At 69.6% G+C, this 26079-nt stretch carries 22 protein-coding genes and 1 other RNA gene; 4 read left to right on the top strand and 19 right to left on the bottom strand.

Annotated features, from left to right (window positions below; translation table 11 throughout):
• Positions 1–15: 15 nt before the first annotated feature.
• The 15 genes from U742_RS0111310 to U742_RS0111240 all read right to left on the bottom strand — a co-directional run bounded on the left by U742_RS0111310 (position 16) and on the right by U742_RS0111240 (position 18376).
• Positions 16–885: a cell division protein FtsQ/DivIB gene (locus tag U742_RS0111310; protein ID WP_248310338.1), complete on the bottom strand. Its 870-nt coding sequence runs from the start codon at positions 883–885 to the stop codon at positions 16–18.
• 116 nt (positions 886–1001) lie between these two features.
• On the bottom strand, positions 1002–1922 hold the full coding sequence (locus U742_RS0111305; protein WP_029353039.1) for a D-alanine--D-alanine ligase: 921 nt from the start codon (positions 1920–1922) through the stop codon (positions 1002–1004).
• A 24-nt stretch (positions 1923–1946) separates the two neighbouring features.
• Entirely contained in the window at positions 1947–2885 is a 939-nt protein-coding gene (gene murB / locus U742_RS0111300; protein ID WP_029353037.1) for a UDP-N-acetylmuramate dehydrogenase, read from the bottom strand.
• A gap of 4 nt (positions 2886–2889) precedes the next feature.
• The gene (gene murC / locus U742_RS0111295; protein WP_029353036.1) at positions 2890–4287 is read right to left on the bottom strand and encodes a UDP-N-acetylmuramate--L-alanine ligase; all 1398 of its coding nucleotides are present in this window, start codon (positions 4285–4287) and stop codon (positions 2890–2892) included.
• 90 nt (positions 4288–4377) lie between these two features.
• Positions 4378–5526 carry an undecaprenyldiphospho-muramoylpentapeptide beta-N-acetylglucosaminyltransferase gene (murG, locus tag U742_RS0111290; protein ID WP_029353033.1) on the bottom strand — a complete coding sequence of 383 codons (1149 nt, stop codon included), beginning with the start codon at positions 5524–5526 and terminating at the stop codon, positions 4378–4380.
• A gap of 25 nt (positions 5527–5551) precedes the next feature.
• Positions 5552–6715, bottom strand: coding sequence for a putative lipid II flippase FtsW (gene ftsW, locus U742_RS0111285; protein ID WP_029353032.1), 1164 nt, complete (start codon positions 6713–6715; stop codon positions 5552–5554).
• A 162-nt stretch (positions 6716–6877) separates the two neighbouring features.
• Complete coding sequence (locus U742_RS0111280) at positions 6878–8392, bottom strand: amino acid permease (protein WP_029353030.1); 1515 nt, start codon at positions 8390–8392, stop codon at positions 6878–6880.
• Positions 8393–8742: 350 nt separating this feature from the next.
• Positions 8743–10137, bottom strand: coding sequence for a UDP-N-acetylmuramoyl-L-alanine--D-glutamate ligase (gene murD, locus U742_RS0111275; RefSeq protein WP_029353028.1), 1395 nt, complete (start codon positions 10135–10137; stop codon positions 8743–8745).
• A 4-nt stretch (positions 10138–10141) separates the two neighbouring features.
• Entirely contained in the window at positions 10142–11227 is a 1086-nt protein-coding gene (gene mraY / locus U742_RS0111270; protein WP_029353026.1) for a phospho-N-acetylmuramoyl-pentapeptide-transferase, read from the bottom strand.
• Between the two features lie 4 nt (positions 11228–11231).
• A complete protein-coding gene (locus U742_RS0111265) occupies positions 11232–12668 on the bottom strand; it encodes a UDP-N-acetylmuramoylalanyl-D-glutamyl-2,6-diaminopimelate--D-alanyl-D-alanine ligase (protein ID WP_029353025.1) in 1437 nt (478 codons plus the stop codon).
• 3 nt (positions 12669–12671) lie between these two features.
• Positions 12672–14147 carry a UDP-N-acetylmuramoyl-L-alanyl-D-glutamate--2,6-diaminopimelate ligase gene (locus tag U742_RS0111260; RefSeq protein WP_029353023.1) on the bottom strand — a complete coding sequence of 492 codons (1476 nt, stop codon included), beginning with the start codon at positions 14145–14147 and terminating at the stop codon, positions 12672–12674.
• A gap of 195 nt (positions 14148–14342) precedes the next feature.
• Positions 14343–16145 carry a peptidoglycan D,D-transpeptidase FtsI family protein gene (locus U742_RS0111255; protein ID WP_029353022.1) on the bottom strand — a complete coding sequence of 601 codons (1803 nt, stop codon included), beginning with the start codon at positions 16143–16145 and terminating at the stop codon, positions 14343–14345.
• A gap of 20 nt (positions 16146–16165) precedes the next feature.
• Positions 16166–16831 (bottom strand): cell division protein FtsL, encoded by a 666-nt coding sequence (locus tag U742_RS0111250; RefSeq protein ID WP_029353021.1) that lies wholly within the window; start codon positions 16829–16831, stop codon positions 16166–16168.
• Positions 16832–16844: 13 nt separating this feature from the next.
• Positions 16845–17900, bottom strand: coding sequence for a 16S rRNA (cytosine(1402)-N(4))-methyltransferase RsmH (rsmH, locus tag U742_RS0111245; protein ID WP_029353020.1), 1056 nt, complete (start codon positions 17898–17900; stop codon positions 16845–16847).
• Positions 17897–18376, bottom strand: a complete 480-nt coding sequence (locus U742_RS0111240) for a division/cell wall cluster transcriptional repressor MraZ (RefSeq protein WP_029353019.1) — start codon at positions 18374–18376, stop codon at positions 17897–17899. The genes rsmH and U742_RS0111240 overlap by 4 nt, the downstream gene beginning before the upstream one ends.
• Before the next feature lie 263 nt (positions 18377–18639).
• On the opposite strand from U742_RS0111240, the gene U742_RS0111235 reads away from it, so the two are divergent.
• From U742_RS0111235 to dapB, 4 genes are all read left to right on the top strand, one after another.
• Positions 18640–19440: an N-acetylmuramoyl-L-alanine amidase gene (locus U742_RS0111235; protein WP_051661090.1), complete on the top strand. Its 801-nt coding sequence runs from the start codon at positions 18640–18642 to the stop codon at positions 19438–19440.
• A 210-nt stretch (positions 19441–19650) separates the two neighbouring features.
• The gene (locus tag U742_RS23565) at positions 19651–20145 is read left to right on the top strand and encodes a transglycosylase SLT domain-containing protein (protein ID WP_029353017.1); all 495 of its coding nucleotides are present in this window, start codon (positions 19651–19653) and stop codon (positions 20143–20145) included.
• A gap of 91 nt (positions 20146–20236) precedes the next feature.
• An RNA gene (gene rnpB / locus U742_RS22535) (RNase P RNA component class A) lies at positions 20237–20626 on the top strand.
• 107 nt (positions 20627–20733) lie between these two features.
• On the top strand, positions 20734–21543 hold the full coding sequence (gene dapB, locus U742_RS0111225; protein ID WP_029353016.1) for a 4-hydroxy-tetrahydrodipicolinate reductase: 810 nt from the start codon (positions 20734–20736) through the stop codon (positions 21541–21543).
• Positions 21544–21561: 18 nt separating this feature from the next.
• On the opposite strand, the gene U742_RS0111220 is transcribed toward dapB, so the two are convergent.
• From U742_RS0111220 to U742_RS0111205, 4 genes are all read right to left on the bottom strand, one after another.
• A complete protein-coding gene (locus tag U742_RS0111220; protein ID WP_051661088.1) occupies positions 21562–22725 on the bottom strand; it encodes an extensin-like domain-containing protein in 1164 nt (387 codons plus the stop codon).
• A gap of 139 nt (positions 22726–22864) precedes the next feature.
• Complete coding sequence (locus tag U742_RS0111215) at positions 22865–24271, bottom strand: NAD(P)(+) transhydrogenase (Re/Si-specific) subunit beta (RefSeq protein ID WP_029349537.1); 1407 nt, start codon at positions 24269–24271, stop codon at positions 22865–22867.
• A gap of 13 nt (positions 24272–24284) precedes the next feature.
• Positions 24285–24734 (bottom strand): proton-translocating transhydrogenase family protein, encoded by a 450-nt coding sequence (locus U742_RS0111210; RefSeq protein WP_029349539.1) that lies wholly within the window; start codon positions 24732–24734, stop codon positions 24285–24287.
• Positions 24735–24936: 202 nt separating this feature from the next.
• On the bottom strand, positions 24937–26079 hold a 1143-nt coding region (locus U742_RS0111205), incomplete at its 5' end, for a Re/Si-specific NAD(P)(+) transhydrogenase subunit alpha (protein ID WP_051660780.1).

Below are 26079 nucleotides of genomic sequence, written 5' to 3'. Positions count from 1 at the left end.
ACGGAGCGCGGGGTCTCACGTGTTGCCCCCCTTCTTGGCCTTGTTCTTGGCCTTGAGATCAGCCTGGCGCGCCTCATAGGCGGCGTCCGACAGGCGCACCGTGACGCGGTCGGGCAGGCGCAGGTCGATGACGGTGATGTCGCGTGTCAGCAGTTGCTTGTCGCGGTCGAGCACGGCGAGCGAGGTCAGCGCGTCGTCGAGGCCGCGCTCGGGCAGGCGCACATCCATGCCGTTGCGCAGCTTCAGGGTCCAGCGCCGGTCGGCGACCCGGATGGCGGCGCGCACCTGGTCGCGCACACCGGGCACCAGGTCCAGCGCCTCGACGATCTCGACGACGTGCTCCTGCGCCCCCTCGCCCACCACGATCGGCAGGCGCACATAGCGCGGGTCGTCCGAATAGGGGGCGATCACCGTGCCGTCGCGGGCGATGACGTTGATCTTGCCGTCCTTCTGCCAAAGCGCGAAGCCCTCGCGCTCGACCACCTGGATGTCCAGCCGGTCCGGATAGAGCTTCTGCACGGTGGCGCGCTTGATCCACGGCGTTGCCTCGAGCCGGGTGCGCGCCGCCTCGGCGTCAAGGAACGGCAGGGAGGAGGTCGGCTTCACGCCGGCGGTCGCCAGGATCTCGCCGGGGGTGACGTGATTCTGGCCTGAGAGATTGACGGTCCTGATCTTGAATCCGACGAGGTTGGCGCCGGCATCCGCGATGTCGCGGGCCGATTCGGTCACCATCTCGACATGGCCGCCGCGGGAGACGCCATAGGCGCCGGTCGCCGCGAACAGCGCCGCCAGCAGCCAGATGCCGCCGCCATTGGCGATGCGCGAGCCGGTCAGCGCCACCATCAGGCGCTTGGTACCGATGACGAAGCGGTCGGCCGGCCGCACGCGCCCGACCCCGCCGGGAGCCGACGAGACCCGCAGCGCCGGCCGGTATTCCGGCCGCGCACGCTTTGTTTGACCGGCTACGCCTTCCCGTCCCCGCACCGGCTGCTGCCGGGGGGTCAGCGGTCGAGCGAAGCGTCCTCCACCATCCATCTCACAAGCTCGCCGAACGAATGACCCGCATGGGCCGCCAGCTCGGGCACCAGTGACGTTTCGGTCATGCCGGGTTGCGTGTTGACCTCCAGACAGACAAGGCCGGATTCGTCTCCGGTCCGGTCGTCATAGCGGAAGTCGGACCTGCTGATGCCCCGACAGCCGAGCGCACGGTGCGCCGTGAGGGACAGCATCCGGACCTTTTGGTAAATATTAGGTAAAATTTTAGCAGGCAAAATGTGGCGGGAGCCGCCCGGAGCGTATTTTGCCTCGTAATCATAGAACCTTAGGTCGGACTGAATTTCGATGACGCCGAGCGCCTCATCGCCCATCACCGCACAGGTCAGCTCCAGCCCGGGGATGTAGCGCTCGGCCAGCAGCGCATCGCCGTGCGACCAGTCCGCGCGCGTCAGTTCCTGCGGCGGATGCTCGTGTTCCTCGGTGACGATGAACACGCCGACCGAGGATCCCTCGCTCACCGGCTTCAGCACATAGGGGCGCGGCAGCACGTGCCCGCGCGCCGCCTCGAATCGCGAGACGACCCTGCCGTCAGGCACCGGAACGCCGGACGCGGCCAGCACGATCTTGGCCTGCGCCTTGTCCATGGCCAGCGCCGAGGCGAGCACTCCGGAATGGGTGTAGGGGATCTGCAGGATCTCCAGCACGCCCTGCAGCATGCCGTCCTCGCCCGGCCGGCCGTGCAGCACGTTGAGCGCCACGTCCGGCTTCAGCTCGGTGAGCACCTGGGCGATATCGCGCCCCACATCGACGCGGGTGACGCGGTAGCCGACGCTCTCGGCCGCGTTGGCGCAGGCCGCCCCCGAGCGCAGCGACACCTCGCGCTCGGCCGACCAGCCGCCCATCAGGACGGCGACATGCTTGGACATGGCATACTCCGGGTCGCCGGCGCGTCAGGACAGGGGAACGCCGATGCGCTTGATCTCCCATTCGAGCTCAATGCCGGAGGACGCCTTCACACGTCGCCGGACCTCCTCGCCCAGTCCCTCGATGTCGGCGGCGGTGGCGCCGCCGGTGTTGATCAGGAAGTTGCAGTGCATCTCCGAGACCTGCGCACCGCCGAGCCTCAGACCCCGGCAGCCGGCCGCGTCGACGAGCTGCCAGGCCTTGGAGCCAGGCGGGTTCTTGAAGGTCGAGCCGCCGGTCTTCTCGCGAATCGGCTGCGAGGCCTCGCGGGCGCTCGTGATGCGTTCCATCTCGGCGAGGATCGCCTCGGGCTCGCCCGGGCGCCCCAGAAACAGCGCCTGCGTGAAGATGAAATCGGCCGGCACGCCGGAATGCCGGTAACTGAACCCGAAATCGGCATTGGCGAGCACATGCACGCGGCCCTGCCGGTCGACCGCCCGCGCCTCGATCAGGCAGTCGCGCGTCTCGCCGTGATGCGCCCCGGCATTCATGCGCAGCGCGCCGCCGATGCCGCCGGGAATGCCGCGATAGAAGGCGAGCCCGTCTATACCGGCATCCGCCGCCGCGCGGGCGACCTTCACATCCGGCACCGCCGCGCCGACCCGCAGGCGATGACCTTCCTCGACCGCAACCGCGTTGAAGCCGCGCCCGAGCCGGATCACCACGCCCGGCACGCCGCCGTCGCGCACGATGAGGTTCGAGCCGAGGCCGATGACGACGACCGGGACATCCGCCGGCAGGTGCGCGAGGAAATAGGCGAGATCGGCTTCGTCGGCCGGCGCGAACAGCATCTGCGCCGGTCCGCCGACGCGGAACCAGGTGACGTCCGCGAGCGCCTGATTCGCGCTCATGCGCCCACGCAGCTCCGGCATGGCGGTGGCGAGCTCGGCGGTGATGTCGGGGAAGCCGACCGCGGCGGCGCTCATGGCCTCACGCCCCGAGCTGCCCGGGCAGCGCGTAGGCCCATTGGGTGATGTTGCCGGCGCCGAGGCAGACCACATAGTCGCCGGGGCGGGCGAAGCCCTTCACGATGCCGGCCAGCGCCTCCGGGCCGGGCAGCGCCGTCACCGAGCGGTGGCCGCGCGCGCGCAGCGCCTCGACCAGGTGATCGCGGTCGATGCCGGGGATCGGCGCCTCGCCGGCGGCATAGACCTCGGCGACGATGACGTGGTCGGCATCGTTGAAACAGGTCGCGAACTGGTCGAACAGCGATTGCAGCCGCGTGTAGCGGTGCGGCTGCACGATGGCGATCACCTGCCCCTCGGTCGAGGCGCGGGCGGCGCGGAGCACGGCGGCGATCTCCACCGGATGGTGGCCGTAATCGTCGAAGATGGCGACGCCGTTCCATTCGCCGGTGCGGGTGAAACGCCGCTTCACCCCGCCGAAGCCGGCGAGCGCGGTGCGGATCTGCTCGTCGGAGAGCCCCAACTCGCGGGCCACCGCCACCGCCGCCGTGGCGTTCAGTGCGTTGTGGTGGCCGGGCATGGGCAGCACGAGGTCGCGCAATTCGTGCACCACCACGCCATGCCGGTCGCGGAACACGACGCCGAAGCGGCACTGGCCGCCACGCAGGTCAATGTCGACGATGCGCGCATCCGCCTGCGGATTGGCGCCATAGGTGATGACGCGCCGGTCCTCGACGTGCCCGACGAGGGCCTGCACCACCGGATGATCGGTGCACATCACCGCGAAGCCGTAGAAGGGCAGGTTCTCGACGAAGGCGCGGAAGGCGTCCTTCACCGCGTCGAAGGTCTTGAAGTGGTCGAGATGCTCGGGGTCGATATTGGTGACGATCGCCACCTCGACGGGAAGCTTCAGGAAGGTGCCGTCGCTCTCGTCGGCCTCGACCACCATCCATTCGCCGTCGCCGAGGCGGGCATTGGTGCCGTAGGCGTTGATGATGCCGCCATTGATAACGGTCGGGTCCAGGCCGCCAGCGTCGAGCAGAGTGGCGACCAGCGAGGTGGTGGTGGTCTTGCCGTGCGTGCCGGCGATGGCCACGCAGCTCTTCAGCCGCATCAGCTCGGCTAGCATCTCTGCGCGGCGGACCACCGGCAGGCGCTTGTGGCGCGCGGCGACGAGCTCGGGATTGTCGCGCTTGATCGCCGAAGAGACGACCAGAACCTCGGCCCCCTCGATGTTGCCGGCGTCGTGGCCGATCAGCACCTTGATGCCCTTCTCGGCGAGGCGCTTCACGTTGGCGCTCTCGGCGGCGTCGGAGCCCTGCACCGTATAGCCGAGATTGTGCAGCACCTCGGCGATGCCGCTCATGCCGATGCCGCCGATGCCGACGAAATGGATGGGTCCAAGGGAGAGGGGAAGCTTCATCGGGTATCGTTCCTTGCCGGATGCGGCCGGCTCATGGGCGCGGAGGAATAGACCAGCCGCGCCGCTGCGTCATCCCCGCCCCGTCCCGTCTCAGGCATGGGCGCCGGTCCCGCCATGCGTGCCGAGGCCGGCGACCTGCAGAACCAGGTCGGCCAGCCGCTCGGCCGCGTCCGCCCGGCCGAGCGCGAGCGCCGCGGCAGCCATCGCATCGAGCGCGGCGGGCTCGCCGGCGAGCCGCGCCAGCTCATCCGCGAAGCGCTCCGGCGTGAACTGGTCCTGCGGCATCAGCAGCGCGCCGCCGGCATTCGCCAGCGCCTTCGCATTGGCGAGTTGGTCCTGGTCCAGCGCATGGGGCAGCGGCACGAGCACCGAGGGCCGCCCGATCACCGAGAGCTCGGCCACCGTCGAGGCGCCGGAGCGCCCGACCACCAGATGCGCGCGCGCCATGCGCGCCGGCAGGTCGTCGAAGAAGGGCGCGAGCTCCGCCTCGACCCCGAGCCGGTCATAGACGGCCCGCACCGCCTCGATGTCCTCGGCCCGCGACTGCTGGACGATGCGCAGCCGCGCGCGCAGATCCGGCGCCAGACGCTCGATAGCGGGCGGCACGATCTCGCTCATCACCCGCGCGCCCTGGCTGCCGCCGAAGACGAGCAGATGGAAGGGCTCGCCGGCCTGCGGAGCGCGGAACGGCGCGCCGGCCGCCGCCCGCACCGCCGGTCGCACCGGATTGCCGGTGTGATGCGCCTTGGCGGCGAGCGCGGGATCGCCGTCGCAGATGCCCGGATAGCCGGTCGCGATGGCTTTGACGCGCGGGGCGAGCAGCGCATTGGCCCGTCCCATCACCCCGTTGGCCTCGTGGATGATCGTCGGCCGCCGGGCGAACACCCCGGCCATGATCGGCGGCACGGTCGGATAGCCGCCGAAGCCGACCACCGCGGCGGGCTTGAGCGAGCGCATCAGCGCCATGCCCTTGGCGATGCCGGAGGCGAGCGAGAAAGCGGTGCGGGCGAGGGAGAGCGGCGAGCGCGAGCGCACCGTGTCGGCCGGCAATATGTGCAGCCGCCGCGCCGGGAACTGGCCGGCATAGCGCGCCGCCCGGTCGTCGGTGGCGAGATCGACCAGCACGCCGCGCGCCCCGAGTGCGCCCGCCAGCGCCTCGGCCGGGAACAGATGGCCGCCGGTGCCGCCGGCGGCGAGCAGGATGACGGGCTTTCCCGCCGGATTGTCGGCAGCGCTCATGGCAGCGGAGCTCGCATCATTGGCCTCAGGCGAGCCGGCCGCCGAGGCGCGTGCCGAGCCGCTCGAGCTCGGCGAGGGTGGCACTGCGCGGCCGCCGGCGGGTCAGCGCGATCAGCATGCCCATGCCATAGGCGAGCGAAAGAAGCGAGGAACCGCCATAGGAGACGAAGGGCAGCGTCATGCCCTTGGCCGGCATCAGGTGCAGATTGACCATCATGTTGATGGCCGATTGCAGGCCGAACAGGATGGCGAGGCCGGAGACGGCGAAGCGCACGAAGGGATCGTCGTCGTCCATCGCCCGGTTGAGCGAGCGCAGCACGATGAAGGCGAACAAGGCGAGCAGCATCAGGCACAGCACCGCGCCGAATTCCTCGCCCGCCACCGCGAAGATGAAGTCGGTGTGGCCGTCCGGCAGGATGCGCTTGTAGGTGCCCTCGCCCGGCCCCTGCCCGAACCAGCCGCCGTTCAGGAAGCTGTCGATGGCGCGGTCGATCTGGTAGGTGTCGCCGGAATCCGGGTTGAGGAAGCGGTCGATGCGCTTCGTCACGTGCGGCACCATGAAATAGGCCGCGACCAGACCGAAGGCGCCGACACCGCCGAGCGCCATCACCCAGATGATGCGCAGGCCGGCGAGGAAGAACAGGCTGCCCCAGACCAGCGAGACCAGCATGGTCTGGCCGAAATCGGGCTGCAGCACCAGTGGCGTCACCACCGCGCCGAGCAGGCCGATGGCGAGCAACTGGCCGGGCATCTCCGGGCGCCGCACGCTCTCCGAGAACAGCCATGCGGCGATGATCACGAAGCTGGGCTTCAGGAATTCGGAGGGCTGGATGGTGATGCCGGCCAGCGTGAGCCAGCGCCGCGAGCCCTTAACCTCCGGTCCTATGATCAGCGTCGCGAACAGGAGGGTGAGGAAGACCAGGAACAGCACCAGCGACACGCGGCGGATCTGCCGCGGGTTGAGAAAGGAGGTGCCGATCAGCACGACCACGGCGGGGATGAGGAACATCACCTGCCGATTCACGAAATGGAACGGATCGGGAATGCCGAGGCGGGCGGCGACGGGCGGGCTCGCAGCGAGCGCCAGCACGATGCCCGTGATCATCAGCGCGGCGAGCGCACCAAGCAGCAGCCGGTCGACGGTCCACCACCATTCGCCGACCACCGTCCGTTCGGCACGCGAAATCATTACGCCACACTCCGGAACGCAACTGACTTCCGGAAATATCGAACGGTTAGGGTTGATGGAGCCTTAAGAGCGCGGCGGTTTTCGCGAGCGGCGCCGCGAAAGAAAGCGCCGGGCATCCGTGGGGGACGCCCGGCGAGATCGCGGGAGGTTGGCCGCGGGAGATCAGTGGGACTTGTATTCGGCGGTGCCCTTGGAGAGCGCGAACTCCTCCTCCGGCGAAAGCACCAGCTTGTGGCGGCCGGCGAGCGCGAAATAGACGATGCCGAGCGCGAACCAGATGGCGACGCCGATGACGCCGGCGCGGTAGACCGGATCGGAGAGCTGGAAGAACAGCGTCACCACCGCGATGAGGATGGTGAGCCCCGCCCCGACGACGCCGAACGGGCTCTTGTAGGGCCGCTCGATCTGGGGCGCGTTCTTCTTGAGCAGGATGTAGGACAGCGCCTGCATCACATAGGAGAGCATGGCGCCGAACACCGCCATGTTCAGCAGCGTGCCGCCGATCACCGAGGCGCCCTGCTCGGCGCCGACGCTGAACCAGATCACCAGCATCAGCAGCAGCGCCACCACCGCGCCGACCACCATGGCGAGGTGCGGGGTCTTGCGGGTGCCGTGCGTGATCGACATCCAGCGCGGGAAGTAGCCGGCGCGCGACAGCGAATAGATCTGCCGGCCCTGCGCGTAGATGATGGTGTGGAACGAGGCGATCAGCCCGATCACCGCTATCAGCGCCAGCACCTTGGCGGCGCCGTCGCCATAGATGGCGCGGAAGCCGTCGAGCAGCGGCTCGCCGGACTTGCCGAGCGCGAAGGCGCCGTTCGCCACCGAGGAGTTCAGCCAGAGGATCATGAAGGCCGAGACGATCAGCGTGGCGATGCCCAGGATGATGCCGCGCGGGAGGTCGCGCTTCGGATCGATCGATTCCTCCGCCGCCAGCGGAAGCTGCTCGATGGCGAGGAACAGCCACACCGCGAAGGGCAGCGAGGCGAGCACGCCGTAGAAGCCGAACGGCAGGAACGGCCCGCCGCCTTCCGGCAGCTCGGTGCCGTCGGCGCCGATGTTGAGCGCCCAGCGGGTAAAGTCGATGTTCGGCAACGCGCTGACCCAGAAGGCGACGAGGCAGGCGAGCGCCAGCAGCGTCACCACCAGCGTGACCTTGAAGGAGAGCTCCACCCCGACGACGTTGAGCCCGACGAAGACGATGTAGCCGAACACCCAGTAGACCGGCTGGAACTCCGGCGGCGTTCCGAAGATCGAACCGAGATAGGAGCCGATGAAGAACACCACCACCGCCGGCGTGACGACATATTCGACGTTCTCGCACAGGCCGGTGATGAAGCCGCCCCACGGCCCCATCGCGGTGCGCGCGAAGGAATAGGCCGCCCCGGTGTGCGGCAGCGCGGCGGACATCTCGGCGATCGACAGCGTCAGGCCGAGATACATGATGGCGATGATCACCGAGGCGATGAATAGCCCGCCCCAGCCGCCGGTGCCGAGGCCGAGGTTCCAGCCGGAGAAATGGCCGGAGATGACCGCGCCCACCCCGAGCGCCCACAGCGAGGCGACGCCGGCATAGCGCTTGAGGCCGCGGGCCTCGAAATAGGCGACGTCGACTGTGGTGTAGGTGACGCCGCCTCCGCTCGCTGGAAGCGAGCCCTGCGTTGATTCGATGCTCATGACGCTGCAAATCCCCTGAAGAAGGGGGCAGGCGCCGCGCCAGCGCGAAGAACCGGGTCGCTGCGACCGCCCGTTCGTCCGTCTTGTGCCGTTCCGCCTCGGACATGCCGCGCGGATAGGCATGCATGTTTTCAGTGCATTAACCCTTGGTCAACGGGGATTCGCTCCAGTCCACAGCCGGGAACCGAAAATCGGGAACCGTTGCCGATCGGGTGAAATCGTCCGATCGACAAGAAAGTGCTCTGATTCAAGGAGTTGAAGCATCTTCCCGGCGCAAGAACCTCCCAGCTCTTGCGCCGGGAAGATGCCCTAGACGAAAGAATGATTACGCTAGGGAAAGCCGTGGACGGTCAGTTCGCCGGCTCGGGCAGCGCCTGCACCAGCGCGCGGAAATGGTCGCCGCGCACCTCGAAATTCGGGAACTGGTCGAAGCTGGCGCAGGCCGGCGACAGCAGCACCACGGGATGCGCGTCGCCCGAAGCCGCCGCGTCGCGCGCCGCCGCCGCCACCGCGTTATCGATCGTGCCGCTCATCTCGTGCGTCACCGCACCGCCCAATGTTGCGGCGAACGCCTCAGCCGCCTCGCCGACCAGATAGGCCTTGCGGATGCGCGGGAAATAGGGCGCGAGCGGCGCGATGCCGCCGGCCTTCGGCTTGCCGCCGGCGATCCAGTAGATGTCCTCGAAGCTCGCCAGCGCCCGCTCGGCGGCATCCGCATTGGTCGCCTTCGAATCGTTGACGAACAGCACGGGCCCGATGCGCCGCACCTCCTCCATGCGATGCGCGAGGCCCGGAAAGCTCTTCATCGCCGCCGCGATGATCTCCGGCGCGAGGCCGAGCGCCCGGGCGCTCGCGAAGGCAGCGGCGGCATTCTGGCCGTTATGCGTGCCGCGCAGCGAGCCGATGCCGGAGAGCGGCACGGTAAAGCGCGTCGCACCGCCCTCGGCGACGATCAGCCGGCCGTTCTCGTAATAAATGCCGTCGGCGAGCGGGCGGCGCACCGAGATGCGCACGACATTGACGCCGGCCCGCTCCAGCCGATCGGCGATCGCCTGGCACCAGTCGTCATCGACGCCGACCACCGCCGTGCCACCCGCCTCGACGCCAGCGACGAGGCGCTCCTTGACCGCGGCGTAATGCTGCATCGTGCCGTGGCGGTCGAGATGGTCAGGCGAGAGGTTGAGCAGGATGCCGACCGAGGGGTCGAGCGAGGGCGCGAGGTCAATCTGGTAGGAGGAGCACTCGATCACGTGGACGCGGCCCGGCTTGGGCGGCTCCAGCGAGAGGATCGCCGGGCCGAAATTGCCGCCGATCTGCACGTCGCGCCCGCCGACCTGCATCAGATGCGCCAGCAGCGCCGTGGTGGTCGACTTGCCGTTGGTGCCGGTGATGGCGGCGAAATGCGAGCGCCGCGCGGCGAGCCGCCGCTCGCGGCAGAACAGCTCGATGTCGCCGATCACCTCCACCCCCGCATTGCGCGCGAGGCCGACGGTCCAGTGCGGGACCGGATGCGTCAGCGGCACACCCGGCGCCAGTACCAGCGCGGCGACACCGGCCCAGTCGATGCCGCGCAGGTCGGCGGTTGGGATGCCCTCGGCCTGCGCCTTGGCGACCGAGGTGGGCGAATCGTCCCAGGCGGTGACGATGGCACCGCCGGCGACCAGCGCGCGCGCGGTGGCGAGGCCCGAGCCGCCGAGCCCGAACAGCGCGACGGAGCGGCCGCGCAGGGAGGTGACGGCGATCATCGGTTCACCGCAGCTTCAGCGTCGACAGGCCGATCAGCGCCAGCACCACGGCGATGATCCAGAAGCGGATGACGATCTGCGGCTCGGTCCAGCCCATCTGCTCGAAATGGTGGTGGATCGGCGCCATCTTGAACACGCGCTTGCCGGTCAGCTTGAAGGAGAGCACCTGCACGATCACCGACACCGCCTCCAGCACGAACAGCCCGCCGATCACGGCGAGCACGATCTCGTGCTTGGTGGCAACCGCGATGGTGCCGAGCAGGCCGCCCAGCGCCAGCGAGCCGGTGTCGCCCATGAAGATCTGCGCCGGCGGCGCGTTGAACCACAGGAAGCCGATGCCGGCGCCGATGATGGCGCCGCAGATCACCGCCAGCTCGCCGACGCCAGCGACGTAGTGGATCTGCAGGTAGTCGGCGAACAGCACGTTGCCCGAGAGATACGAAATCACGCCGAAGCTGCCGGCCGCCACCATCACCGGCACGATGGCGAGGCCGTCGAGCCCGTCGGTGAGGTTCACCGCATTGCCGGCGGCGACGATGACGAAGGCGCCGAAGATGACGAAGAACAGGCCGAGGTCGAGCAGCAGGTCCTTGAAGAAGGGGAACGCCAACGAGCTCGACAGCGGCTCGCGCCCGGCATGCATGATGATGACCGCCGCCGAGCCGGCGATCAGCGCCTCGATGGCGAGCCGCGCCTTGCCGGAGAGGCCGGCATGGGTCTGCTTGGTGACCTTCAGATAGTCGTCATAAAAGCCGATCAGCCCGAAGCCAATGGTCACGAACAGAACCACCCAGACATAGACGTTGGAGAGGTTCGCCCACAGCAGGGTGGCGACCATCAGGCCGGAGAAGATCATCAGCCCGCCCATGGTGGGCGTGCCCTTCTTGGTGATGAGGTGCGACTGCGGCCCGTCGGTGCGGATCGGCTGGCCCTTGCCCTGCTTCAGCCGTAGCAGCGCGATGATCGCCGGCCCGAACATGAAGACGAAGAGCAGCGCGGTGATCATCGCCCCGCCGGTGCGGAAGGTGATGTAGCGGAAGACGTTGAGAGCCGGCAGACTCTCCTGGAACTGGGCCAGCCATTGCAGCATCTGATCAACCTTCCGCAGGCACGCCGTCGGCGCGAAAACGCTCGGCGAGGCCGCGGGCGAGAGGCCCCATCCGGCTGCCGTTCGAACCCTTCACGATAAGCACGTCGCCGCCGCGCACCGCGCCGGCCACCAGCGGCAGCAGCTCGGCGGCATTCGGCGCCCAGGCGCCGCGGCGGCTGGCGGGGAGCGCGTCCCATAGCGCGCGCATCAGCGGCCCGGCGCAGAACACGAGGTCGGCCGCCTCGGCCGGAGCCGCGAGATCACGATGCAGGCTCTCTCCGGTCTCGCCGAGCTCAAGCATGTCGCCGAGCACGGCGATGCGCCGTCCCCGCGCGCCGACCGGCGTCTGGCCGAGCACGGCGAGCGCGGCGCGCATCGAGGCGGGATTGGCGTTGTAGCTCTCGTCGATCAGCAGCGCCTCGCCGCCCTTGGCGGCGAGCGGCGTGCGCACCCCGCGCCCTGGTGGCGGGCCGAGCGAGGCGAGCGCGAGGCCGGCGAGGGCAAGGTCGGCTCCGGCCAGCCTGGTCGCCGCCATCACGGCAAGGGTGTTCTGCACGATATGGCGGCCGGGCAGCCCCACCTTGTAGCTCACCGTCTCGCCAAGCACGTCGGCGGTCACCGCCGAGCCCTGTGACTGGAGGGCGACGCTGAGGAGCCGCACCTCGGCCTTGGGGGATTCGCCGAAGCCGACGATGGTTTCGATGCCGGCGGCGCGGGCGCTGGCGGCGAGGCGCTCGAAATGCGGGTTGTCGCGGTTCAGCACCGCCGCCCCGCCCGGCTCGACGCCCTCGAAGATCTCCGCCTTGGCATCGGCGATCGCCTCGACATTCGGGAACTGGGCGATATGCACCGGCTCCACCGTGGTGATGATGGCGACGTGCGGGCGCACCATCTTGGTGAGCGGGCGTATCTCGTCGGGATGGTTCATGCCGAGCTCGAATACGCCGTAGCGCGCCGTACGCGGAAGGCGGGCGAGCGAGAGTGGCACACCCCAGTGATTGTTGAACGAGGCGGCCGAGGCGTGGGTCGGGCCATCGGCACCGAGCGCCAGCAGCAGCGCCTCCTTGGTCGTCGTCTTGCCGACCGATCCTGTCACCGCGACGATCCGCGCATCCGAGCGCGCGCGCGCCGCCCGGCCCGCCGCCTCCAGCGCCGCGAGCACGTCCTCCACCACGAGCAGCGGCGCGCCTTCCGGCATGTCGGGAAGCCGGGCGCGCGCGACGACGCTGAGCCCGGCACCGCGCGAGGCAGCCGCCGCGACATAGTCATGGCCGTCGGTGCGCTCGCCGGTGATGGCGAAGAAGACGTCGCCCGGCTGCAGCGTGCGGCTGTCGATCGAGACGCCGCCGATGGACGCGGCCGGCGTGCCGATAAGCTCGCCTCCGGTCGCGGCGGCGAGTTCGGCGGGGGTCCAGAGGGGTGCGGGAATCGGTGCGGTCATGGTTCAGGTCCTTCCCAGAACCTCCACCGCGCAATCGCGGTCGGAAAATGGCAGCGTACGCGCGCCGACGATCTGACCGGTCTCGTGCCCCTTGCCGGCGATCAGCAGAACGTCGCCCGGCTTCAGCATGGCGATGCCGGCTTCGATCGCGTCCGCCCGGTCGCCAATCTCGCGGGCGCCCGGCGCCGCGGCCATGATTTCAGCGCGGATGGCGGCAGGCTCTTCGCTGCGGGGGTTGTCGTCGGTGACGATCACCACGTCCGCATGTTGGCTAGCGATGCGTCCCATGATCGGGCGCTTGCCCCGGTCGCGGTCGCCGCCGCAGCCGAACACCACGATCAGCCGCCCGGTCGCATAGGGCCGCAGCGCCGCCAGCGCGTTCTCCAGCGCATCGGGCTTGTGCGCATAGTCGACGAAGACGCCGGCGCCGAGCTTCTTGCCGACCAGCTCCAGCCGCCCCGGCACGCCCTCGAGATGCTCGATGGCGGACAGCGCCTCGGCGGCGGGGATGTCGGTCAGCATGGTGAGCCCGGCGGCGACCAGCGCGTTCGACGCCTGGAACGCGCCGACGAGCGGCATGTGGAGCGTGCGGCGCCTGCCGTCCACCTCGACGACGAGGCGCTGGCCGAGCCCGTCGTCGGTGCGCTCCAGCAGCGCGATGCCGGCGCCCGTGGTGCCGATGCCGAGCACGTTCAGCTCATGGTCGGCGGCGACGTCGGCCACCCGCCCGCCCTCCTCGCTGTCGACCCAGATCGCCGCGCCGCCGCCACGCGGCACCAGATCGCGGAACAGGCGCATCTTGGCGGCGAGATAGGCCTCCATGCTCGGATGGTAGTCGAGATGGTCACGCGAGAGGTTGGTGAAGGCGCCGGCCGAGAGCCGCACGCCGTCGAGCCGGTGCTGGTCGAGGCCGTGCGAGGAGGCCTCAAGGCACAGATGGCTCACTCCCTGCTCGACGAGATCGTCCAGCGTACGGTGGAGCGCGATCGGGTCTGGCGTGGTGAGCGAGCCGTAGACGGCACCGGAGGGCGCGACAACGCCGAGCGTGCCGAGACTCGCGCTCGGATGGCCGGCGCGCTGCCAGATCTGGCGGGTGAAGGTGGCGACCGAGGTCTTGCCCGACGTGCCGGTGACGGCGGCGATCACGCCCGGCTGGCGGGGATAGGCATGCGCGGCGGCGAGCGCCACGGCGCGGCGCACATTGCCGACGCGCACATAGGAGACGGCGGGATCGAGCACTGCGGGGCGCTCCGCCTCGCCGACCACGGCGACCGCGCCGTGCGCCACCGCGTCGGCGATGAAGGCGGCGCCGTCGAGCTTCGCTCCGCCGACCGCGAAGAACACGTCGCCCGGCTCGACCTTGCGGCTGTCCAGCGCCGGCCGGCCGACGCTGATCGAGGCGTCCGCCGCGTCGTAATCGGCATCCGGGCCGACGAGGTCGCCCAGAGTGCCGGACCAGGATCGCGTGACGTCGGACATGTCGCCTCGTCGAGAACCGCCGAGCGGGGACAGTGAACGCCGGCGCGCCGCAGGGCGCCTCCGGCCGCCGTGCCCGGCGCCCCCGCTTCGCTCGCGGCCGGGATCGGCATGCGGGGCTTTAGAGCAAGTCCCGCAAAAGTTGAAAGGCTTTTGCGCGCGGAACAGGCTCCCGCTGCGCGCGGCCCTGCAGTGCCGTCAGTTGGCGGCGGCCACCTTGCCGCCGGTCAGCAGGCTCTCGACCGGCGGGAAATTGCTGCGCGGCATCTCGCCGAGGAGGGGCGCGATTCGCGCCATGATCTTGCCGGTGGTCGGCCCCGCATTCCAGCCGGCCGTGGCGAAGCCATAGGTCTCGGGCAGGCCCTGCGGCTCGTCGAGGATGACCAGCACGAGATATTTCGGATCGTCCATCGGGAAGATGCCGGTGAAGGTGGTGAGCAGCTTGGTCTTGGAATAGCGACCGTGGATCACCTTCTCAGCCGTACCCGTCTTGCCGCCGGGATAATAGGGACCGGCGAGCTGAGCGAGCTTCGAGGCCGAACCCTTCTCGGCGTTCAGCCGCATCAGATAGCGCATCTTGGCGCTGGTCTCCGGCTTCAGCACCCGCTTGGCGAGCGCGGCGGCCTCATCGGGCGTGCGCTTCAGGAAGGTCGGCGGAATGAGGTAGCCGCCGTTCACCAGCGCGTTCACCGCCATCACCGCCTGCAGCGGCGCCACCGCGAGGCCGTGGCCGAAGGCGATGGTCGCGGTGTTCAGCTCGCCCCAGCGCGACGGCACGATGGGCGCGGCGCTCTCCGGCAGCTCGGTGCGCAGCCGGTCGAGCTGGCCCATCTTCTTGAGGAACGCCTTGTGGGCGTCGACGCCGCACAACAGCGCCATGCGCGCGGTGCCGACATTGGAGGAATAGGTGAACACCTCCGGCAGCGACAACATGCGGCGCTGGGCGTGATAGTCGCTGATGGTAAAGCGGCCCATCTTCAACCCGGAGCGCGCGTCCATCATGGAGTTGAGGTTGACCTTGCCACTGTCGAGCGCCATGGCGAAGGTCAGCGCCTTGAAGGTCGAGCCCATCTCGAACACACCGGTGGTGAGGCGGTTGAGGTTCTTCGGGTCGAGCGCCTTGGCCGGCTCGTTGGCGTCGAAATCGGGCAGCGACACCATGGCGACGATCTCGCCAGTGCGCACGTCGACCACCGTGCCGGCGGCGGCGATCGCCTTGAACTTCTCCTTGGCGGCGATGAGCTCGTCGCGCACCACATGCTGGACCCGCAGGTCGAGGGCGAGTTCGACCGGCTCCTGCTGGCGGTCGGTGGCGAGGCCGGCGAGATGCAGCTCGGCAAGGCCGTTGCCGTCCACCCACTTCTCCAGCCCGGCGATGCCCTGATTGTCGATATTGGTCGAGCCCAGCGCATGGCCGGCGAGGTCCCCGCCCGGATAGACGCGCCGGTTGTCGGTCATGAAGCCAATGCCCGGCAGGCCGAGACGATAGATCTCCCGCTGCTGCTGCGGCGTGATCTCGCGCTTCAGCCAGACGAAGCCGCGCTTGGAGCCAAGGCGCTGGCGCAATTCGTCGGCATCGAGGTCCGGCATGACGGCGGTCAGCGCCTCGACCGCCTCGTCGACATCGATGAGCCGCTTGGGCTCGCCATAGAGCGAGGCGGTCTTCACGTCGGTGGCGAGGATCAGCCCGTTGCGGTCGAGGATGTCGGGGCGCGCCGAGGCGACCGCGTCGGAATTGAAGGTGCGCCGGGAGAGCTGGCTGTCGGGCGCCGAGGCGAACAGAGCGAGCCGCCCGGCGATGACGACGTAGACGACGCCGAACACCATCATGCAGAGCAGGATGCGTGCCCGCGCCACGGCGTTCGGGTCCGGCCGGTCGCGTCCGGCGGCGACCCGAACCACGCCCTTCACGAAGCCGAAGGCGAGACGCGGCAGGCCGCGCGCGGTGCGGAGCAGCGAGCCGGAAAGCGAGCCGAACGCGGGAAGGCGGAACGCGAACATGATGCGGTATCCCCGAAAGGCTACTGGCCGACCAGGCCGGGCGGCAGGAATGGTGCGTTTGAGGTGACGGGCGCCGAAACCATCGGCTGCTGCGCCGGCGCCGGCACGGACGGCCCGGCCATGCGCGGCGCCACCGTGCCGGCCGACGGCATCGCCGAAAGCGGCAGCGGCGCGCGCGGCTGGCCGGCGTCGCGGGCCTGCCGCGCGGACGGTGCCGGGACGCGCGCGGGAGCGGGTTTGGCCGCCGGCGTGCCGGTGGCCTGCGGCTTCGCCGGCGACGGCGTTGCAGCGGGTTTCGGCAGCTTGAACGGATCGGGCTTCTTCAGCTCGCCCGGCGCGGTGATCGGCGCCGAGCCCGGCGCATCGACCAGCGCCTCGATCATGCCGCCGAGCGCGTCGTCGTTCCGCTCGGCCTTGGCCGGCAGGCTGGCGAGCGTCGAGATGCGGTCGGCGTCGAGCATCTGCATGCCGAGATGATGCTCGGCGAGCGTCTGGATGCGCGAGGGCGAGGTGCGCCGCGCCCATTCGGCGTTGAGGATGGCGATACGGTCGCGCTCGGCGCGGATGTCGTCGCGCAGCTTGGCGATCTCCTGCGCCTCGAACACCGAGGAATATTTGACGTGGTAGACCGCACCGGCCGCGGCCAGCAGGGCCAGCACGGAGACGAGGTTCAGGACGCGGAACATGACCAGCAAAACCTCAGCGGCGACGGTGTGAAGCGGCGGGACGGCGGGCGTCGGGATCGGGCAAGGGCGGCAGCAGGTCGTCGAGGTCGGCGACGTCGCGGGCCGGCGCGTCGGTGCGCTCCGCCGCACGGAGCTTGGCCGAGCGCGCCCGCGGATTGGCGGCGGTCTCGGCTTCCGACGGCTCCACCGCCCCCTTGGCGACAAGACGGAAGCTCGGCGCCGCGCCGCCGACCGCCGGCATGTGGCGCGAGCCGGCGGCGACCTTCGAACGGGTGGCGAGGAAGCTCTTCACGATGCGGTCTTCCAGCGAGTGGAAGGTGACGACCACCAGCCGGCCGCCCGGCTTGAGCGCCCGCTCGGCGGCGGCCAGCGCGCGGGCGAGCTCGCCGAGCTCGTCATTCACCGCGATGCGCAGCGCCTGGAAGGTGCGGGTCGCCGGATGCGGCTCGTGCGGCTTCGTCCGCACCACCTTCGAGACGATGTCGGCGAGCTGGCGGGTGCGTTCGATCGGCGCCTCGGCGCGCGCCTTCGCGATGGCGCGGGCGATGTGACGCGACAGCCGCTCCTCGCCGAAGCGATAGATGAGGTTGGCGAGTTCCTCCTCCGGCAGCTTCGCGACAAGCTCGGCGGCCGAGACCCCCTCCCCCGACATGCGCATGTCGAGTGGTCCGTCGCGGCGGAAGGAGAAGCCGCGCTCGCCCTCGTCGAGTTGCATGGAGGAGACGCCGATGTCGAGCACCACGCCGTCGAACGCGGGGGCGTCGAGCCGCTCGGCCACCGCGTCGAGATTGCCGAAGCGGTCCTCAACCAAAGCGAGCCGACCCGGAAAGGCGAGCACGAGGTCGGCCCCGCCGGCGATGGCGCTCGGGTCGCGGTCGATCGCGATGACCCGGCAGTTGGCGGCCTCCAGAATGGCGCGCGTATAGCCCCCCGCGCCGAAGGTGCCGTCGACATAGATGCCGGCATCCTTCGGCGCGAGGTGGGCGACGACTTCGCCGAGCATGACGGGTAGATGGCGGGCTGGTCCGCCAGCGGAGCTCCCTCCGGGAACGCCGCCGCCCGCCGTCATGTCGCCTCGCCGCGGTGCTCCCGCGTCGCCCCCTGGTCCCCGAGCCCCTGCTTCAGAGCGCGCACCTTCGCGTTGGCCTCCGCGAGGTGCGCCCGGAAGCGCCCCGGTTCCCAGATCCGAAAATTCGTGCCGAGACCGACCACCGCCACCTCGTCCTTGATGAAGGCGTGCGTCTTCAGGCTCTCGGTCAGCGTCACCCGCCCCTCGGGATCGAGCTTCAGGGTCTCGATCGCCCCGTAGAGCGCCGCGGCGAGTTCCTCCCGCGCCTCCGAATAGGGCGGATAGCGTTCGATGAGGGTGTCGATCCCCGCCATCAGCCGCATCCCGCCCGCATCGAGCGCCGGACGGTCCAGCGCCGGGTGGCAGTAGAGATGGTCGAGTCCGTCCCGCGCGATGAGCGCCCGCCAGGCCGCCGGCACCGAGATGCGCCCCTTGGCATCGAGCCGCAGCACATAGGTCGATACGAAGCGATCCATCGAACGGCCACACATCCCCCCAGCTCCCGCCGGCAACGCACAGCCCGCCGACGGCCGCCAAATGGCGCCCTTCGCCTACGCTGTCGAGATACTGCAACGGGATGGTTTGGGATAGCATGGGACCAGATGGGCGTCAATTCGAAGGCGGTCGCGAAACGCGCCGCGCCGAAGTGGCGACGCAGCGAATTTGGCATCCGGCATTAACGCTCTCTGAACCTTAAGAATCGGTTGAATCGGCTTCGCGCCGCAGCTTATCTGCCGGCATGGACACCGACGCCGACCTCTTCCCCGCGGATTCCCCGCTCGCCGCGAAGGTCCTTGCTTCGCCGAACCATGGCGAACGTGTCGGCGTCGTTGCGCCGGACATCCTGCTACTGCACTACACCGGCATGGAATCCACGGCGCAGGCGGTGGAGTGGCTCCGCTCACCGGAGCGCGCGGTCTCCTCGCATTATGTGGTCGAGGAGGACGGCACCATCCTCCAGCTCGTGCCGGAGGCGCGCCGCGCCTGGCACGCCGGCGCCTCCTTCTGGGACGGCGAGCGGGACATCAACTCGCGCTCCATCGGCATCGAGATCGCCAATCCGGGCCATGATTTCGGCTATCCGGACTTCCCGGCGCGGCAGATCGAGGCGGTGGCGGCGCTTTCGAAGGACATCGTGACGCGCTGGCGCATCCCTGCCGAGCGGGTGCTCGCCCATTCCGACGTAGCACCCGGCCGCAAGCAGGACCCCGGCGAGAAATTCCCCTGGGAGGTGCTGCACCGCCACGGCGTCGGCCATCTCGTGCCCGAGGCGCCGGTCACCGACGGGCGCTATTTCATGCGCGGCGAGCACGGCCAGCCAATCGAGGCGCTGCAGGCCATGCTCGCCATGTATGGCTATGGCGTGCCGATCACCGGCACGTTCTGCGCTGAGACCGAGGCGGTGGTCACCGCCTTCCAGCGCCATTTCCGTCGCGCCCGCGTCGACGGCATCGCCGATGTCTCGACGCTGACCACCCTCTACGAGCTCATCGCCGCGCGGCCCGATCCCAGCCAGAGGGGCGAGACCGAGGTCGCCTGACGGGCGCACGCGGTGGCGCCGAGTCGGGCCCTCACCCGGATGCTCTTCAGCCGCGGCGATTCGTCTCGCATGGGAGCCGCAACCTCCTTCGTATAGACGCCGATCTCCCCTGTATTTCCACTACCCAATCCAAATCGAGCCTCATTCAGGCCCGATTCGGAAGGTCAATGGCCGCCCGCCATCACAACAGACATAAGGGCGTTCATAAGAATGGTGTTGAGTAAGATCGGATTGACTACGCTTACCGTCTCACTATCCATGTTGCTCGGAGCGAACATCGCTCTCGCGAAACAGAATACGGACAAGACAACGCGGATAGACGAAGGCCGTTCGAACGGCATCGTCGCCATTGTCGATCGCGAAGCCCGCGCGAACGGCATTCCAATCGCCCTGGCTCGCGCCGTCGTGCGCATCGAGAGCAACTGGAATGCCGGGCTGACCGGGCGCGCCGGCGAGGTCGGCCTCATGCAGATCAAGCACCCGACGGCGCGCGGCATCGGCTACACTGGCACCCGCGCCGCGCTCTACGATCCCGCCACCAACATCAAATGGGGCATGCGCTATCTCGCCGGCGCCTATCGTCTCGCCGGCGGCGACACCTGCGGAACGGTGATGCGCTATCAGGGCGGCCACGGTGCCAAGCGCATGTCGGGCGCCGCCCGCACCTATTGCGGCAAGGCCCGCACCATCATGGCCTCGAACTGACCATCCGAACGGTTTCGCGCGCGTGCGTCCGGCCCACCAGGTTGCGCGTCAAGCTTGACGCGCGCGCGCGTCTCCCCCATCTGTGCCGCCGCCAGCCGGCCGGACGGCCGCGTCGCCCAGCAATGGACGCCGAGGAAAGTCCGGGCTCCACACAGACACGGTGCCGGATAACGTCCGGCGGGGGCGACCCCAGGGAAAGTGCCACAGAAATCAGACCGCCGCGGGTGCGCCCGCGGCAAGGGTGAAACGGTGGGGCAAGAGCCCACCGCGCGTCCGGCAACGGAAGCGGCACGGCAAACCCCACCGGGAGCAAAGTCGTATAGGGGTGGCACGAGGCCGGTCCGCCGGCCTCAGGTCCTGTCTGCGGACAGTCGCCCGGGTTGACTGCTCGAGGCGCCGGGTAACCGGCGTCCCAGAGGAATGGCCGTCACGCGGGAGAAATCCCGCCATACAGAACCCGGCTTACAGGCCGGCTGGCACTCTTCCTTCTCCGGTCCGGCCGGGACCGTCCCGCGGTCGCCGCGGTTGGCGACCCGCGCATCGCTTGCTAGGACCTTGGCTCCCGCACCGGCGACAGGAGATCCGCCAATGACGATCCGCATCATCCTCAGCGGCGCCACCGGCTGGGTCGGCCGGGCGCTCGCCCCCGCCATCGCCAATGCGCCGGACCTCGAGCTGGTCGCCGGCGTCGCCCGCAGCCATGCCGGGCAGGACCTCGGCTCCGCGCTCGGCGGCCCGCCGACGGAGGTCCCGGTGTTCGGCACGCTGGAGGAGGCGCTCGCGGTTCCGGCCGACGTCGTCATCGACTACACCAAGCCCGGCGCGGTGAAGGCCCATGCGCTGGCCGCCGTCGCGGCGGGGCGGCATGTCGTGGTCGGCACCTCGGGGCTCGGCGCCGCCGACTATGACGAGATCGACGCCGCCGCGAAGAAGGCCGACGTCGGCGTGCTGGCCGCCGGCAATTTCTCGATCACCGCGACGCTGCTGAAGCGCTTCACGCTGGAAGCCGCGAAATATGTCGCCGATGTCGAGATCATCGACTACGCCTCGGCCAGCAAGCCGGACGCGCCCTCCGGCACCGCCCGCGAGCTCGCCGAGACGCTGGCGGCCGCCCGCCGGCCCGCGACCAGCCGCCCGGTGGCCGATGTCTCCGGCGTGCCGGCGACGCGCGGCGGCGCCTTCGGCGAGGGGCCTACCGAGGTGCGCGTGCATGCGCTGCGCATGCCGTCCTTCGTGCTGTCGGTGGAAGCCGTGTTCGGCGCGCCCGACGAGCGCCTCACCATCCGTCACGACGCTGGCTCCTCGGCCGCGCCCTATGTCGCCGGCACGCTGCTGGCCGCGCGCAAGGTGGCCGGCTGGACCGGCGTCAGGCGGGGTCTCGACACGCTGCTCGACTGAGACGGGGTACCGCCCGGCTCAATCCTCGCCGGGGATCGCGCGCGGCGGCTCGATCGGCGCCGCCAGCCGCGGCATGGGCGGGAAGGCGCGCGGTGCTTCCGGCGCATAGGACTGCGCCTTCACCGAGCCGGTGACGAGCGGATCGGCACCCTTCTGCCATTTGACCATCGGCACCGCCGCCGGCGGCAGCGGAAGCCCCGGACGCGGCGCCTGCTGCGGCGAGGCGGCGGGCGGCGGATAGTTGTTAGCCGGCTCCGGTGCCGGGGGCGCGGTGTTCGCGGGCACCGGATAGCCGGCCGGCTGCGGCTGATAGTTCGGGTCGACGCCGTGATTGTAATTGCCGTCCGCCGGCGGCGAGATGACGAGCGGCTGGCCGGAATCCTCGGGCATCGGCGCCTCTCCCGGCGCGGGCGCCATGCCCGCTTCGGCCGGCGGCATCGCCTGCGGCGCCGTCTGCGGCGGCATTTGCTGCATGCCGGGCATCGCGACCATCGGCCCGTTCGGCGGCGTCGGCACCCGGGGCGAGGGCTCGCAGACCACGCGGGTGCTCTGCCGGCGCATCAGATCCACATGAATGTGGTCGTAATGATAGACGTTGGAGCCCGGCCCCAGCACCGTCGAGAACTGCTCGCAGGCGGTGGCGTGCACGGTGCGCAGGAAGCCCTGCTCGTCGGGCTGGCCCTTCCAGCCTGTCTTGACCATCACCTCGCGCCCGTCGGCGAGCACGAAGCCGCCGATATCGAGCGCGTTGCCGAAGGCGTGCTCGGAAATCTTGCCGGTCTTCGCGCCGTTCATGTTGCGGCACGAATAGGAGGACATCTGCTTGATCTTGACCACCGGCTGTCCGAACCAGGCCATCGCCGCGGGCTGGATGCTGCCGTCAAGCCAGCGTTCGACCGAAGCGGTCGCCGGGCAGGCGAGCGTCGCGTTGGGGGCGACGGCGACCTGTCCCTCGGCAAAGGCCGCGATCTTTAAGGGATGGTCCATGCCGCAGGTGCCGGCGCCGTCGACCTCGCGCAGGCGGGTGATGTAGGCGGAGGACTTGACGAGGCCCTCCGCCAGACACCGTTCCTCGGCTTCCGAGCGCCAGGGTTCCCGCTGTTCGAACAGCGAGAATTGGCAAGCGGAGAGCCCCAGTAGGACGAGCGGGGCTACGAAAAACCAGGAAACGCCGCGCGTCATTTGAGTAAAATGCGGCGCTGTTGGTTGACACGACGTTAAGCGCGCGGCGCTCCACACACGGCGGGCAAAAAGAAGCAGCCGGATCGCGACGATCCGGCTGCTTCACGGTATCATTATCTAGTTTTCAGCCCCGCCCCTGTCAGTGTGCGAGGTTTTTGACGATGTCCTCGACCATTTTCTTGGCGTCGGCGAAGAGCATCATGGTGTTGTCGCGGAAGAACAGCTCGTTCTCGACGCCGGCATAGCCGGCCGCCATGCCGCGCTTGATGAACAGCACGGTCTTGGCCTTCTCGACGTCGAGGATCGGCATGCCGAAGATCGGGCTCTGCGGGTCGGTCTTGGCCGCCGGGTTGGTGACGTCGTTGGCGCCGATCACGAAGGCCACGTCGGCTTGAGCGAACTCCGAGTTGATGTCCTCGAGCTCGAACACCTCGTCGTAAGGAACGTTGGCCTCGGCGAGCAGCACGTTCATGTGGCCGGGCATGCGCCCGGCGACCGGGTGGATGGCGTATTTCACCTCGACGCCTTCGGCCTTCAGCCGGTCCGCCATCTCGCGCAGCGCGTGCTGGGCCTGGGCGACCGCCATGCCGTAGCCCGGCACGATGATCACCTTGGAGGCGTTCTTCATGATGAAGGCGGCATCCTCCGCCGAGCCCTGCTTGACCGGGCGCGTCTCGACCGCTCCGCCGGCGCCGGCGGCAGCGGCGTCGCCGCCGAAGCCGCCGAGGATCACCGAGATGAAGGAACGGTTCATCCCCTTGCACATGATGTAGGACAGGATCGCGCCCGACGAGCCGACCAGCGCCCCGGTGATGATCAGCGCGGTGTTGCCCAGCGTGAAGCCGATGCCCGCCGCCGCCCAGCCGGAGTAGCTGTTCAGCATCGACACCACCACCGGCATGTCGGCGCCGCCGATCGGGATGATCAAGAGCCCGCCGAAGATGAGGCTGGCGATCACGATCAGCCAGAACACGGTGTGGCTCTCGGTGGCGGTGAGCACGCCGATCAGCACCACGATGAGCGCCGCCAGGGCGGCGTTGATGACATGGCGAGCGGGGAGCAGGATCGGCTTGCCGCTCATATTGCCGTTGAGCTTGGCGAAGGCGATCACCGAGCCGGTGAAGGTGATGGCGCCGATGGCGACGCCGAGGCTCATCTCGATCAGCGCCTGGCCGTGGATGGCGCCCGGTTCGCCGATGCCGAAGGCTTCCGGCGCATAGAGCGCGGCCGCCGCCACCATCACCGCGGCAAGGCCGACCAGCGAGTGGAACGCCGCCACCAGCTGCGGCATCTGCGTCATCGCGATGTTCTTGGCGATATAGGCGCCCGCCCCGCCGCCGATGGCGAGGCCGCCGACCACCAGCGCGAAGGCGCCGATCCCCGCCGGCGGCGAGGCCGCCAGCGTGGTGAGGATGGCGATCCCCATGCCGGCCATGCCGAACAGATTGCCCCGGCGCGAGGTCACCGGGCTGGAGAGCCCGCGCAGCGCGAGGATGAACAGCACCCCGGAGACGAGGTACAGAAGGGCCACAAGGTTGGCGTTCATGGTCCCCGCGCCCTCACTTCTTCTTGGCGTACATGGCGAGCATCCGGCTGGTCACCAGGAAGCCGCCGAAGATGTTCACCGATGCCAGGATCAGCCCGACGAAGCCGAAGCCCCGCGCCCAGCCCGTCCCCTCGGCCACGGTATCCACGCCGACCGCCAGCAGCGCGCCGACCACGATCACCGAGGAGATCGCGTTGGTGACGCTCATCAGCGGCGTGTGCAGCGCAGGCGTCACCGACCACACCACGTAATAGCCGACGAACACCGCCAGGACGAAGATGGCGAGGCGGAACACGAAGGGGTCGATCGCCCCGCCGGTGAGCCCGTGCGCCGCCGCGCCCGCCGCGCTGGCCGCCGCATCCGCATAGGCCGCCGCGGCCTCGGCCGCCTGCCGCGCCACTTCGGCCGCCGCCCGCGCCCCTTCCGCCGCCTGATCGGCGCTCGGTGTTCCCGCTGTCGCCATGGTCCTCTCCCCGATCCTTATCTGGCCGGGCCGGCGATCCCGCCGCCCGCCGCCTTGTCCTTGCTTTGCGACGGGTCGGCCGTCACCGGCCGTCCCTTTTGCTCAGTCGTTCCGGATAGCCTCGTCCCGGGCGGCCGCAGGCCGATCCGGGATCCTCGGATGCCCGGGCCGGGCCCGGGCAAAGGGCGTAGCGCGTCGGCGTCTACGCCGCGCTCGCCGCCTCAGGCTTGTCTCCAGCAGCCTTGGCGCCGCCGAAGTTCGGGTGCACCACCGCCCCGTCCCTGGTCAGCAGCGTCGCCTTCACCAGCTCGTCGTCCCACTTCACGGCGAGGCTCTTCGACCCCTTGTCGATCAGCGTCTCCAGGAAGGCGTAGAGGTTCTTGGCGTAGAGCTGCGAGGCGGTCGCCGCGAGGCGCCCCGGCACGTTGAGATAGCCGACGATCGACACCCCGTTGGCCGTCGTCACCACCTCGCCCGGCACCGCTCCCTCGACATTGCCGCCGCGCTCCACCGCGAGGTCGACGATCACCGAGCCCGGCTTCATCGCCGCCACCATCTCCGCCGAGACCAGCTTCGGCGCCGGCCGTCCGGGGATCAGCGCGGTGGTGATCACCATGTCCTGCTTGGCGATATGCGCGGCCACCAGCGCCGCCTGCTTGGCCTGGTACTCCGCCGACATCGCCTTGGCGTAGCCGCCCGCCGTCTCCGCCTGCTTGAACTCCTCGTCCTCGACCGCGATGAACTTGGCCCCGAGGCTCTCCACCTGCTCCTTGGCGGCCGGGCGCACGTCGGTCGCCGACACCACCGCGCCCAGACGCCGCGCCGTGGCGATCGCCTGAAGCCCCGCCACGCCCGCGCCCATCACGAACACCCGCGCCGCCGGCACCGTGCCGGCCGCCGTCATCATCATCGGCACCGCCCGCCCGAACACCTCGGCGGCGTCGATCACCGCCCGGTAGCCGGCAAGGTTCGCCTGCGAGGACAGCACGTCCATCACCTGCGCCCGGGTGATGCGCGGCATCAGCTCCATCGCGAACAGCGACACCCCGGTCTGCGCGATCTCACCGAGCGCCGCCTCGTTGCCGTAAGGGTCCGCAATGGCGATCACCAGCGCCCCGGGCTTCACCCCTGAGAGCTCCGCCGCCGCCGGCCGCCGCACCGCCAGCACGACGTCCGCGCCCGCAACCGCCGCCGCATTGTCCGCGACGATCACGCCCCCCGCCGCCGCGTACTCCCCGTCCAAAATCCCCGAGCGCAATCCCGCGCCCGAAGCCACAACAACCTCCCCGCCAAGCCCAACAACTCGCCGAACCGTCTCAACAGACGCACCAACCCGTGGCTCCGA

The organism is Allobosea sp. 117, assembly GCF_000702305.1.
GTDB lineage: Bacteria > Pseudomonadota > Alphaproteobacteria > Rhizobiales > Xanthobacteraceae > Ancylobacter.
This window is presented reverse-complemented; position numbering and strand designations above follow the sequence as displayed.